General features: G+C 66.1%; 9 protein-coding genes. 2 read left to right on the top strand and 7 right to left on the bottom strand.

Annotated elements, in window-relative coordinates:
• Positions 1-345, bottom strand: a complete 345-nt coding sequence (locus QXH22_RS18935) for a PE family protein (protein WP_306276927.1) — start codon at positions 343-345, stop codon at positions 1-3.
• A gap of 246 nt (positions 346-591) precedes the next feature.
• On the opposite strand from QXH22_RS18935, the gene QXH22_RS18930 reads away from it, so the two are divergent.
• The gene (locus tag QXH22_RS18930; protein WP_306276617.1) at positions 592-4287 is read left to right on the top strand and encodes a PPE family protein; all 3696 of its coding nucleotides are present in this window, start codon (positions 592-594) and stop codon (positions 4285-4287) included.
• Between the two features lie 240 nt (positions 4288-4527).
• Here QXH22_RS18930 and QXH22_RS18925 read toward each other — a convergent pair whose 3' ends face one another.
• The 6 genes from QXH22_RS18925 to QXH22_RS18900 form a co-directional block, all read right to left on the bottom strand.
• Positions 4528-5574, bottom strand: coding sequence for an IS256 family transposase (locus QXH22_RS18925; protein ID WP_371934258.1), 1047 nt, complete (start codon positions 5572-5574; stop codon positions 4528-4530).
• 565 nt (positions 5575-6139) lie between these two features.
• Positions 6140-8161 carry a penicillin-binding protein 2 gene (locus tag QXH22_RS18920; protein WP_306240044.1) on the bottom strand — a complete coding sequence of 674 codons (2022 nt, stop codon included), beginning with the start codon at positions 8159-8161 and terminating at the stop codon, positions 6140-6142.
• The gene (locus QXH22_RS18915; RefSeq protein ID WP_306240043.1) at positions 8158-9471 is read right to left on the bottom strand and encodes a hypothetical protein; all 1314 of its coding nucleotides are present in this window, start codon (positions 9469-9471) and stop codon (positions 8158-8160) included. The genes QXH22_RS18920 and QXH22_RS18915 overlap by 4 nt, the downstream gene beginning before the upstream one ends.
• Positions 9468-10613 (bottom strand): 16S rRNA (cytosine(1402)-N(4))-methyltransferase RsmH, encoded by a 1146-nt coding sequence (rsmH, locus tag QXH22_RS18910; RefSeq protein ID WP_306276926.1) that lies wholly within the window; start codon positions 10611-10613, stop codon positions 9468-9470. The genes QXH22_RS18915 and rsmH overlap by 4 nt, the downstream gene beginning before the upstream one ends.
• Before the next feature lies 1 nt (position 10614).
• Positions 10615-11046: a division/cell wall cluster transcriptional repressor MraZ gene (gene mraZ, locus QXH22_RS18905; protein ID WP_306276616.1), complete on the bottom strand. Its 432-nt coding sequence runs from the start codon at positions 11044-11046 to the stop codon at positions 10615-10617.
• A 462-nt stretch (positions 11047-11508) separates the two neighbouring features.
• Complete coding sequence (locus QXH22_RS18900; RefSeq protein ID WP_306240041.1) at positions 11509-11913, bottom strand: DUF3040 domain-containing protein; 405 nt, start codon at positions 11911-11913, stop codon at positions 11509-11511.
• A gap of 282 nt (positions 11914-12195) precedes the next feature.
• On the opposite strand from QXH22_RS18900, the gene QXH22_RS18895 reads away from it, so the two are divergent.
• A complete protein-coding gene (locus QXH22_RS18895) occupies positions 12196-12795 on the top strand; it encodes an N-acetyltransferase (protein WP_306240040.1) in 600 nt (199 codons plus the stop codon).
• Positions 12796-12866: the final 71 nt, after the last annotated feature.

The raw sequence follows: 12866 nt of genomic DNA, 5'->3' as shown, positions 1-12866 counted from the left end.
TTAGGCCAGCCCGAATGCTTTCATCTGGCCACGAATGACGAGCCAGTATGCAACGGTCACGGCGCAATGGGGCGAATATTCCGCGAATATCTCAACATTTTCAATGCAAGTTCTACCCGCGCTGCGGCACAGATTCTCCTCATCGCGACTGGGCCGTCGAGAAAGCAGTGCGCCCACGGCGAAGCGGTCGGCAAGTGAGCTGCGCCCGCGGTGCCAGCTGACCGCCGCCGATATCTCGTCGGCCCCGGCCGACGGGATCTCGGTGGTCGAGGCCGAGGCAGCGGCATTGGCGCTGTGCAGCGCGGTACCAAGCCGCGCCAATTGTGGCGTCGCCGTCCCCAGCACTTCCAATCGGCGAAGGCTCCTGCGGGCCGCGTGATCCACGCTCGGCATGTGCTGAACGCGCAATGAAATGCCCCTGCCGATAACGGGATTGCCCGGCGCACAGGCGCTGCACGCCGGCATCTGAGGGGACGGCGCTTTCCGCTGCGCCATACACCACTTTCGTGGACGAGACTTGTTGTCCTTACGTAGCTTCCCCACCTGTGCGCCCCAGCGACGACGGGCCCGGGCGCGGGAAGGTGTGAGACGGTGAACTTCTTTGTGCTGCCACCCGAGATCAATGCGGCGCGCCTTTTCGCCGGCGCAGGATCTGCGCCGATGGCTGCGGCGGCGACCGCGTGGGATGGTCTGGCGGCTGAATTGAGCTCGGCAGCAGCTTCTTTCGGATCGATCACCGCAGGGCTTACCCACGAGGTGTGGCAGGGACCGTCGGCGACGGCGATGAGCGCCGCGGCTGCTCCCTTTGCACGCTGGCTGTCCACGATGGCGGCTCAGGCCGATCAGGCGGCCGCCCAGGCGCGCGCCGCAGCGGCGGTTTTCGAGTCGGCCCGCACCACGATGGTGCTGCCGGAACTGGTCGCGGCCAACCGTTCTCAGTTCGTGTCGCTGGTGATATCGAACATTTTCGGGCAGAACAGCCCGGCCATTGCCGCTGCCGAGGCGCACTACGAACAAATGTGGACCGAAGCTGTGTCCACGATGTCCGCCTACCACGCAGAGGCTTCGGCGATTGTCTCCGCTCTGCCGCCGTTCGTGCAGCCGCTGCAGGATCTGGCGGGGATCGAAGCGGCGGGGTTCAGCCCGACAACACCTGGCCTGGCGGCCGCAACTTCCTCAGTGCGCGCGCTCGGGCTCAGTCTGGGCCTGGCCAACGTCGGCATCGGCAACTTCGGCAACGCAAACGTCGGCGTCGGGAACTTCGGTGGCGGAAATCTCGGCGATCTCAACGTCGGTTCTGGAAACTATGGCATTTCCAATGCCGGCTTCGGAAATCTTGGTGCGGGCAACGTCGGCCTCGGAAATATCGGCGGCGGCAACTTCGGCTTCGGAAACGCCGGCGCCTTCAACATCGGTCTGGCGAACACCGGAAACAACAACGTCGGCCTTGGGTTGACCGGCAACAATCTCATCGGCTTCGGCGACACCTACGTCCGCCTGGAGAATTCGAACATCGTACAGTTCAGCACCGGTCTGCTTAATTCCGGAGCAGGTAACCTCGGGCTGTTCAATTCGGGTACCGGGAATGTGGGGTTCTTCAACTCCGGCACCGGCAACTTCGGCATCGGCAACTCCGGCAGCTACAACGCCGGGCTCTTCAACACCGGGACCGCGAGCACCGGCATCTTCAATGCCGGTGCCTTCAATACCGGCATTCTGAACGCGGGCAACGCAAACACGGGCAACCTCAACGCCGGGAACTACAACACAGGCGACTTCAACCCCGGCGTGTCCAACACGGGCAGCTTCAACACCGGCAGCTCCAACACTGGTTTCGCGAATGCGGGCAGCATCAACACCGGGGCTTTCAATACCGGCGACATGAACAACGGCGCGTTCTACGCCGGGCAGAACCAGGGCAGACTCCATTTTGTCATCACGACACCCGATATAACTCTGCCGCCAATCGGCATCCCAGCCATCGCGGTCCCCGGTTTCAATTTGCCGGCGATAACGCTGCCCTCCCTGTCGATACCGGCATTCCAGACGCCGGACGACATCTACGTCGGCGCATTCGGACTCCCGGAGCTCACTGTTCCGTCGCTGACCATCCCACCGGTCAGCCTCGGCAACATCGCCGTCGACGGCTTCGCCCTCCCCGAACTCACCATCCCGTCGCTGACCATCCCACCGGTCACCCTCGGCAACATCGCCGTCGACGGCTTCGCCCTCCCCGAACTCACCATCCCCTCCCTGCTCATCCCACCCGTCACCCTCGGCAACATCGCCGTCGACGGCTTCGCCCTACCCGAACTCACCATCCCCTCCCTGCTCATCCCACCCGTCACCCTCGGCAACATCGCCGTCGACGGCTTCGCCCTACCCGAACTCACCATCCCCTCCCTGCTCATCCCACCCGTCACCCTCGGCAACATCGCCGTCGACGGCTTCGCCCTACCCGAACTCACCATCCCCTCCCTGCTCATCCCACCCGTCACCCTCGGCAACATCGCCGTCGACGGCTTCGCCCTACCCGAACTCACCATCCCGCCCCTGCTCATCCCACCCGTCACCCTCGGCAACATCGCCGTCGACGGCTTCGCCCTCCCCGAACTCACCATCCCGCCGGTGACCATTCCGGCCTGGGAAACACCTGCAGATATCACCGTCGGCGCCTTCAGCTTGCCCGAAATACAGACGCCCGTGATACGTGTACCAGCCATTGGCCTGCCCGAAATTGTCATTCCGCCGATCACCACGCCACTAGTGTCCGTTAGCGAGTTTTCGCTACCGTCGGTGACACTTCCGGGGTGGAGACTCCCTACCTTTAACACGCCGAGCGTGTTTTTCCCAGGCGGCACTCAAGGACCTAATGACAACGGGGCTCTCATCCTGACAATTGACGTTAACGGTGGCGCAATCGGCGACCTCAACTTTTACGTACCGCCCATTTCGTTGTCACCATTCTACTTCGGCATACCCATTCAAGGATCAATCGGAACGTTCACTATTCCTGGCCCGATAATTTCGGAATTCGAACTACCCTTCGTCACCATCAGCAATCCCAGTGGCGGAAGCTACATCATACCGAGCTTGCTGATAGACGAATTCGATCTCCCATCATTCACGATCCCCGCGACCCAGGTTGCAGGTTTTACGCTGCCGCAGATCGAGATACCCGAATTCAAAACGCCAGCGCTGACCATCCCCGCAATCGGCGTCGAGCGGTTCTTCCTCCCGGAAATCACCACCCCCGCCATCGAAACGCCGGAGCTGACCATCCCGTCGATCGGCATCGACCGGTTCTTCCTCCCGAAAATCACCACCCCCGCCATCGCAACCCCAGCACTGACCATCCCACCGATCGGCATCGACCGGTTCTTCCTCCCGGAAATCACCACCCCAGCCATCGCAACCCCGGAACTCACCATTCCGCCGATCGGCATCGACCGGTTCTTCCTCCCGCAGATCACCACCCCAGCCATCGCAACCCCGGAACTCACCATTCCGGCGATCGGCATCGACCGGTTCTTCCTCCCGCAGATCACCACCCCAGCCATCGCAACCCCGGAACTCACCATTCCGCCGATCGGCGTCAACCGGTTCTTCCTCCCGCAGATCACCACCCCAGCTATCGCAACCCCGGAACTCACCATTCCGCCGATCGGTGTCGGAGGATTCCTGCTGCCCGAGATCACCACCCCGGCCATCAGCACCCCAGCCCTCACCATCCCCCCGATCGGTGTCGGAAGATTCCTGCTGCCCGAGATCACCACCCCGGCCATCACCACCCCAGCCCTCACCATCCCGCCGATCGGAGTGGGAGGCTTTGCGCTGCCGCAGATTTCGATTCCGCCGATCACGACCCCCCCGCTGACCATTCCGCCCATCGGCGTGGGCGCATTCACCACTCCACCCCTGACCGTTCCGAGCATCACCCTGCCCTCCACCACCATCACGGCTTTCGACATCCCACCGGGTCCCGGCTACTTCAACTCGACGAGTACGCCCTCCTCGGGCTTCTTCAACGCCGGCGCAGGAGGAAACTCAGGGTTCGGCAACAACGGCTCGGCCCTCTCGGGATGGTCCAACACAAACCCGTTGGGCGGCCTCCTCTTCGGGTCGGGTTACCAGAACTACGGCGGCAACGTCTCCGGCTTCTCCAACCTGGGCAGCGGAATATCCGGTATCGCGAACACCGGCCTGCTGTCCTTCAACCTCGACAGCGTTGTCGCCGGCTTCGCCAGCATCGGGTCCCGGCTGTCCGGCGTGGTACTGCAGAACTGATCTGCGGCGCACCCGTTGCGCAAGATCGGTAGTGCTGCTCAATACTGTTGTCGCACAACGGCGAGCAGCGAACTCGTCACCGTTTCCCGACACAGGTGCGACCGCTGTGACGCGTGCGCGGGGGCGGCACCGCGCATGCACATCTGCACCATCCGCCTCTAGCCGGGACGGCACCGCGCCAGTTCGGTAGTTCTCCGGCCGCGCAGGTTCCCGACCAGGGTCAAGGGCGTGCCCGCGGCGTCACAAATGGGTGTTGCAGCGCCGCAAAGCGCAAGGGTTGTTCAGCCAGATTTGACGCCAGAGCTGATCGGGAAATGCGGTGTAGCCCAGCAGCTCGTCACGGGCCGCCTCGAAGTGCCTGGCCGCTTCGGGCAGCGCCTCGCTCAAGATCTCGAAGACTCGATCATATTGGGCCGCAACGGAGTCGGCGTCCGGCTGGTCGAGGATCGACTTCACCAGCTTGCGGACCTTTGACCAGCAGCTGGTAGGAGTGACCGCCATCAGCTCGGTGATGTAGTGCGTAGTGCAGCGCTGCCAGGTCGCTCCCGGCAGCATGGCCTCGATCGCGGTGATCAGGTCGGCATCGTAGTGACCGGTAACCAGAGCGACTCCGGACAAGCCGCGGGCACAGAGGTTCCGAAAGAAAGTCAGCCAGCGTTCGGTGTCGTCGGCGGAGCACATGTAAGCCCCGAGGATCTCGCTGCAGCCGTTCGCATTCAGACCGGTGGCGATCAGCAACTGCACGTGGCAGATTCGGCCGTGCCGCTGCACGCTCAGCGTCAAGGCATCGACGGCGACAAACCGGTGCGGGCCGCCGTCCAGGGCCTTGTTGCGAAGGGCGTCCACGGACTGCTCCAGTCGATCGGCCATTGCCGATACCTGCGATGCAGACAGGCCGGTGATGCCGAGCGATTCGACCAGCGTCGCCACCCGATGCCTGGACACGCCCAACAGATAACAGGTGATCGCCATATTGGTGAGCACGCCCTCAGCGCGCTCGCGCGGCCCCAGGAGCCAATACGGAAAGTAGCTGCCGAAGCGCAATTTGGGGATGGCGAGCTCGATCTTGCCGGCGCGAGTTGCCAGATTGCGGCGCCGATAGCCGTTGCGGCTATTGGCCCGGCCTCGACTGCGTTGACGGTAGTCGGCGCTGCACACCGCGTCGGCGTCCGCGCTCAGCAAGGTGTGAATGAACGTCGACAGCAGCTCACGTATCAACCCAGGGCTTGCCGAGGCGACCTGGTCGGTCACCAACTGCATGCCGTCGATCGGGCGGCGGCTTTTCATCGACTAGACCTCCTCGGCTCGGCTCGCTGTCGTCGGACCAATGGGTCATCCGCTCTGACGCACGAATGCACGGCGAATGAGCAAAGCTCGCTTGGTGATTCACAAAGGGACCCGCGGCGCACAGCCACTTCGCTGTGACCATGCACCGGGGTGGCAGCGGCTGCGCCGCATGTCTGAACGCTCGTGGGCCCCGCGCCGGCCCGACGCGCGTGTCAATCTGGCTTGGCGCAGGACGCGCGCAAACCGTGAGTACCGGGAAGGCGCCCGCTTCGGGGACCGCCGACCGTAGTATTCGTGTCAATCAACGCTGAATTGAGTATGTGACCTTGCGGAGCTGAGCGCATCGGCCATACCGCGTAGATTGCCCGCGACGGCGGCGTAGATTTTCTCTGGGCGAGCTACGCGGTGCCCAGTGGCCGCGCGCAGGTCCGGGTTTCGGCTGATGCACGCCGCGCGGCTGGAAGCATCACGCACTGCATCGCGCAATAATCGGTGCGGGCGGGCGCCGCCGGTTGTGGGCCGGCTCCCGCCTCATCCACCTGTCGATGGCGAAAGGGCAGACGCCTTACATCGCCTGCAGCGTCAGCGGCGGTCCCGGATCCGGTGACAGCGGCACGTTCTCGCGCTGCATCAGCCAGCCCGCGATGTTGTGGAACAGCGGCGCCGCCGAGTGACCCGGAGTGCCGTCGGCGTTGCGTTGCGGGTTGTCCATCATGATGCCGATGACATAGCGCGGATTGTCGACGGTGGCCATGCCGGCGAAGGTGATCCAGTAGACGTCGTCGAAGTAGCAGCCACAGCCGGGGTTGATCTGTTGCGCGGTACCGGTTTTGCCGGCCATCTGGTAACCCGGCACGGCGGCCGCGGGACCGGTGCCCTGCTGGTAACCCATCGGATCCTGCTGCACGACCGCACGCAGCATCTGACGCACCGTCTGGGCGGTCTGCGCCGACACCACCCGGACGCCTTCCGGACGCGGCTCCTCGGTGCGCGAACCGTCGGCGGCGATGGTGGCCTTGAGGATTCGCGGCGGAATCCGCACCCCGTCATTGGCGATGGCCTGGTACATGCCCGCCATCTGCAGCAGCGTCATCGAAACGCCCTGTCCGATAGGGAGGTTGGAGAAGGTGCTGCCCGACCACTGGTCGATCGGCGGCACCAGGCCGGCGCTTTCACCGGGCAGGCCGACGCCGGTGCGCTGGCCCAGCCCGAACTTGCGGACCATGTCGTAGAAGCGCTCCGGGCCCACTCGCTGCGCCAGCATCAGGGTGCCGACATTCGAGGACTTCCCGAACACCCCGGTGGTGGTGTACGGCATCACGCCGTGCTCCCACGCGTCGTGCACGGTGACACCGCCCATCGAGATGGTGCCGGGTACCTGCAACACCTCGTCAGGGTTGGACAGGTTGTATTCGATGACCGACGACGCGGTGATGATCTTGTTGACCGATCCCGGCTCGAACGGTGAGGACACCGGCAGGTTGCCCAGTTGCCGGTCGCCTTGCCGCCCGATGTCCTGCGACGGGTCGAAGGTGTTGTCGTTGGCCATGGCCAGCACTTCGCCGGTCTTGGCGTCGAGCACCACCGCTGAAACGGTGTGAGCTCCCGACACGTTCTTGGCCTGCTGCACCTGCTGCTGGACGTAGAACTGGATGTCGTCGTCGAGGGTGAGCTGAATCGTGGAACCATGCACGGCCTTGTGCCGGTTGCGGTAGCTGCCGGGTATCACGACGCCGTCCGAGCCGCGGTCGTAGGTGACCGAACCGTCGGTGCCGGCCAGCATGGCGTCCAGGGAATCTTCGAGGCCCAGCAACCCGTGGCCGTCCCAGTCGATGCCGCCGACGATGTTGGCCGCCAGTGAACCGCCAGGGTACTGCCGCAGGTCCTGACGTTCGGAGCCGACCTCGGGGTATTTCGCCGAAATTGCATGGGCGACAGCCGGTTCGACATTACGGGCCAGGTATACGAACGATTCGTTGCTCTGCAGCTTCTTGAGCAGGGTGGCGGCGTCGGGCTTGTTGTTCAGCTTGCCCGCGACATCCTTGGCCATGTCCTTGAGCCGCTGGTCCGGGTCGGGAGCGCTCGGGATCTTCTTCCTGGCGTCCTCGAGCTGCTGGCGAATCCGCTTGGGCTGGAAGGTCAGTGCGCGCGCCTCGATGGTGAACGCGAGGCGGTCGTTGTGGCGGTCGATGATGGCGCCGCGAATGGCACGTTCGACGTCGGTGACCTTGAGCTGGCCGGCCGCCTGTGCGTTGAGTTGGGCGGCGTTGGACACCTGGAGGTAAAACAGCTGCGTCACGGCCACCAGCATCAGCACGAGGATGACCGCATTACCCGCCCGGTGCCGGAAGACGAACGACGCACCGCGGCTGGCTACTTCCACCGCCTGCCGGGTGCGCCGCTGTGTCGCCGGGTGTCCCGTCTCCGGTCGCGCGGTGGCACGGGACTTGTTGGTCTCCTTAGGTTTCCGGATTCGCTTGGATCCCGGAACCTCGGTGGCCGAACGGTTGCTGCGGCGCTTGGCCGGCCCCTGGTCTTCACGCGGCCGACGGGGACCGCGATCGCGCCTCGGCTCGCCGCGACTCATCTCGGTGTTCCCGGGACCGCGGGCGCCGCGGGCGGCGCGACGGGAACGGATTGCTCGGTGTTAGCGGGCGGGGGCGGCGATACGCCCGGAGCCGGGGGTGCATTGCGTAAGGGATTGGGCACCGCCGCCGGTGGCAGGGGCGGAGGTAGCTGCGCCGGCACCTGATCGGGGAAGGACAACAGCGGCCCATGCACGTCCAGCTGGCCGGGCGCGGTCGGCACCTGACCGGGCACGGTCGCGGCCTGGCCCGGCATGGTGGGGAGCTGACCCGGCACCGTCGGCACCTGCCCCGGCACCATCGGCAGCTGACCCGGCACCGTCGGGACCTGACCGGCGGGCGTCGGGACCTGACCCGGCACCGTCGGGACCTGACCGGCAGGCGTCGGCAGCTGACCCGGCACCGCAGGGACCTGACCGGCGGGCGTCGGCAGCTGACCCGGCATCGTGGGCAGCTGACCCGGCACGGCGGGTACCTGACCTGGCAATGTCGACGAACCGTCGGGCCCCCGCAACAACACCTCCGGGCCGGGCCGACCAGGCTGCGCAGGGTCGCCGGGAGCCGGCAGCACCCGCACCGCCACCTCCGGCGGGGTCACCGCCGGCTTCGGCGGCGCCGGTGGCCCGTCGTCGGGCAGTTTGGCGTTCAGCGGGGGCGGCTGAACCCCGTCGGCCGGCTTGGGCGTCCCAACCACCACCCAGTTGCCGTCGGGAGCCTGGACCAGGTGGGCGGTGTCCCGGGTGGGGATCATGCCCTGCTTGCGGGCGGCCTCCGCCAGGGCTGGCGCCGACTCCGCCTCCCGCACATCGCGTTCGAGCGCCTCTTTCTGCTGTTGCAGCATGCGGGTCCGCTCGCGTGCGTCGCTCAGCTTGTAGGAACGCTCGGCGGCATCGGTGGACAACCACAGCGTCAAACCCAAACCGACGCCGAGCGCACCGATGACCAGCACGACAAACGGCACCCGGCTCAACAGCGTGTGCGGCCGGAGGTCGATCTCGCTCAGCCTGGTTGCCAGCCGCTCCGTAAGCTTGGGCCGGATAACTTTGGGGGCCTTGGCTTTCCGGGCCTTCGCGCGCGCCTTGGCCTGACTGGTGTTCTTCGGGCGGGCCGGCCGGTCGACGGGCCGGGCCATCGGGCTGGTCTGCGGACCCGAACGCGGCACGCGCGCCTCACGACTGGGTGCCTGCGGTTTTCCGGAGCGTCCGCGACCCCGGCGCGCAGATGAGTCCACCGTGCCCGGACGAGCGGCACCGCCGCGCCGGCCGCGACGCTCGCTCTCGCGGCGTTTCGTCGCCTCACGCTTTGTGCTCATGCCTGTGCGTTCCCCCTCGCGTGCTCGATTCGTTGCAGGGCCCGCACTCGCACCGGGGCACTGCGCGGGTTGCGGTCCACCTCGGCCGCGTCGGCTTTTTCCGCTCCGTGAGTCAACGACCGGAACAGCGGTCCGTGGCCGGGAAGTTCGACCGGCAGGCCCGGCGGCGTGCGGGATGCGGTCGCGTCGGCGAACAGACGCTTGACGATCCGGTCCTCCAGGGACTGGTAGGCCATCACCACGATGCGACCGGCTACGACGAGGGCGTCCAGCGCGGCGGGGAGGGCCGTGCGCAGCGACTCCAGTTCGTCGTTGACGGCTACACGAAGCGCTTGGAACGTTCGCTTGGCCGGGTGCCCACCGGTGCGCCGGGCCGGCGCCGGGATCGCTTCGTAGAGCAGGGCCACCAGCTCGGCGGTGGAGGTGAACGGGTTGCGGGCGCGGCGGCGGACGATCTGCGCGGCGATGCGCCGCGCGAACCGCTCCTCGCCGTAGCGGTGCAGAATGTCGGCCAGCTCCGCCTCGCTGTAGGTGTTGACGATGTCTGCCGCCGTCAGCGGCGAGGACGGGTCCATCCGCATGTCCAGTGGCGCGTCTTTGGCGTAAGCGAAGCCGCGCTCGGCGCGGTCGAGTTGCATCGACGACACTCCGAGGTCGAACAGGATTCCGTCGACCGATTCCACTGTGCCGTAACCGCATTCGTCGAGCGCGGCGGCGATGCCGTCGTACCGCGTGTGCACCAGGGTGACCCGATCGCCAAACGGCGCCAGCCGTTCGCGGGCGATGTCCAAGGCGTTCGGGTCGCGGTCGAGTCCGATCAGCCGCAGGCCCGGCAGGTCGGTGAGAAAGCGCTCCGCGTGTCCGCCCGCGCCGAGCGTGGCGTCGACGAGCACGGCCTCCGATCCGTCGGAGTGATGGCGGGTCAGCGCCGGAGCGAGCAGCTCGACGCAACGCTGGGCCATGACCGGGACATGCCCGAAATCTCCTGCGCCGGAACTGGAGTCACCCACTGCGACACCTCCCCGGGTCAGGCCTACACGCCGTGGCGCCGGCGCACCGAGGCCCCTGTCCGAGACGCACCTGGCGTTGGGGAAGTACGCCAGGGTCGGTTCGGGCAGAGACCACGGTGCACAGGCATGCACCTCAGAAGATGTCGCCGAGTGCTTCATCGCTGGCCGCGGAGAAGTTCTCTTCATGAATTTGCTGATAGTTGTTCCAGGCCTGCGCATCCCAGATCTCGAGGTAATCGACCGCGCCGATCACCACGCAATCCTTGGACAGACCCGCATAGCGGCGGTGGTCGGCCGACAGCGTGATCCGCCCTTGCGCGTCGGGATGCTGCTCGTCGGTGCCGGCGGCGAGGTTGCGCAGGAATGCCCGCGCCTCCGGGTTGCTGCGCGGCGCCTTGCTCGCCCGCCGTGCCAGCAGTTCGAACTCCGCCCGCGGGTACACAGCGAGGCTGTGGTCTTGGCTCTTGGTGACCATCAACCCTCCCGCCAGTGCGTCGCGAAACTTGGCCGGCAGCGTGAGCCGCCCCTTGTCGTCGAGCTTGGGCGTGTAGGTGCCGAGAAACACTGCGGCACCTCCAACTTGCTTCTCACCCAAACACTTCGGCCACCATACCCCACAACCCCCCACTTCGCCCCATAAATGCCCCCTGCGCGCGTCACGGAGTGGCGTTTTCCCACACCATGCTCACCCGCCTGCCATGTTGAGGCCCGTCGGCCACCGGGTGATATAGGCGAAATTCCATGTCGCAGGCCATTTTTGGCGAATCGGGGTGGTGGTGGGGCGCAGTGGGGCGGATTGGACACAACTGCGCTACAAGTGGGGCACGAGATGGCTTCAGGCGGCGTGGATGGCGTGTCGCGGCGGCCCGGTCTGCGACGGTTGCATGGACCTCGCACAGACGGTCCGCCCAACCCCGGTGCAGGCGCGTTCACTCCCCCACGGCCAGGGGGCGCGCGCATACCAGCGCGCATACAAAAACGGGGCAGCCCGGTGGGGCTACCCCGTCATGAAGCTATTGCGGTCGACCTACTCGTCGAAGCGCCGACGGAAGCGGTCCTCCATGCGACTGGTGAAGGAGCCGCCCGCACCCTTGGAGCGACGCTGCCGCGATGAGCCGGCAGCCGGGCCGCCGTGGTCCGGCCTGCCGGACAGCCGCTTGCCGGTGACCGCGTACACGACGCCGCCGAACATCACGACGAAACCGAGCACGCTCAGAATCGGGAAACTTCCGATCATCGTGGCTTTGAATGCCACGCCGGAAACCAGCATGCCCAGACCGACGGCGAACAACGCCGTGCCCTGCAGGCGACGACGCGCGGTCGGCGCCCGGAAACCGCCGCCGCGCACACTGGACGCGAACTTGGGATCCTCGGCATAGAGAGCGCTCTCGATCTGATCGAGCATTCGCTGCTCATGATCGGAGAGTGGCATTCGTCCCTCCTTGCCGACACACTGTCACGTAACCACCGGTAGCACGCGCCCTGCCCTTGTTAGGGCAATTAACCACAATGATACGAGGTCAATCTGCGCCGTACCACTGGTTCGCAGGCGATTCTATCCCGGCAGCGAGAGTGCGACGTGATCGGCCGCAATCAGATGATGGTGCAACCCGTCACACAGGCGTCCTGCGCCCAGTCGTGGCTTCCTGAACGCAGCGTCCGATACTGGAACCACCCGGAGCTCATCCGCAGACGATGAAAAGGACACCGCAAGTTGGCGACATTCCTCATCGATTTGCCGGCCAAAGAAATGGAGCGGCGCCTCGGCGACGCTTTGCGGGTCTATGTCGACGCCATGCGTTACCCGAGGGGCACGGAGAATCAGCGCGCCGGCATGTGGCTGGAGCACACCCGGCGGCGCGGCTGGAAGGCGGTCGCCGCCGTCGAAGTCGCCGATGACGCCGCCGGCCCCGGCTCGGAGGCCGAGCTGCGCTCCGCGCCGCTCGTCGGCATCGCCTACGGCTACCCCGGCGCACCCGGCCAGTGGTGGCAACAGCAGGTCGTCCTGGGGCTGCAGCGCAGCGGCTTTCCACCGCACGCCATTGACCGGCTGATGAACAGCTATTTCGAGCTGACCGAGTTGCACATCCACCCGCGCGCCCAGGGGCGGGGCCTCGGCGAGGCGCTGGCCCGCCGTCTGCTTGCCGGGCGTGACGAGAACAACGTCCTGCTCTCCACTCCGGAGAACAACGGCGAGGCCAACCGGGCCTGGCGACTGTACCGGCGGCTCGGTTTCACCGACGTCATCCGCAGCTACTACTTCACCGGCGATCCGCGGGCCTTCGCGATTCTGGGCCGCGCACTGCCGCTCTAACCGGACGGCTCGCCCGGGCGTTGCACCGGGTCTGGCACGATGACCTGGTGCGAGCCAGCTCACCCCCGCTT

It is taken from the genome of Mycobacterium sp. TY814 (assembly GCF_030755175.1).
Taxonomy (GTDB): domain Bacteria; phylum Actinomycetota; class Actinomycetes; order Mycobacteriales; family Mycobacteriaceae; genus Mycobacterium.
Note: the sequence above shows the minus strand (reverse complement) of the source record. Positions and strands in the feature narration are given on the sequence as shown.

Coding starts and splice junctions, on each gene's coding strand:
- QXH22_RS18925 (WP_371934258.1), bottom strand. CDS start 5,574: ATGAAAAGCCGCCGCCCGATCGACGGCATGCAGTTGGTGACCGACCAG.
- QXH22_RS18920 (WP_306240044.1), bottom strand. CDS start 8,161: ATGAGTCGCGGCGAGCCGAGGCGCGATCGCGGTCCCCGTCGGCCGCGT.
- QXH22_RS18915 (WP_306240043.1), bottom strand. CDS start 9,471: ATGAGCACAAAGCGTGAGGCGACGAAACGCCGCGAGAGCGAGCGTCGC.
- QXH22_RS18900 (WP_306240041.1), bottom strand. CDS start 11,913: ATGCCACTCTCCGATCATGAGCAGCGAATGCTCGATCAGATCGAGAGC.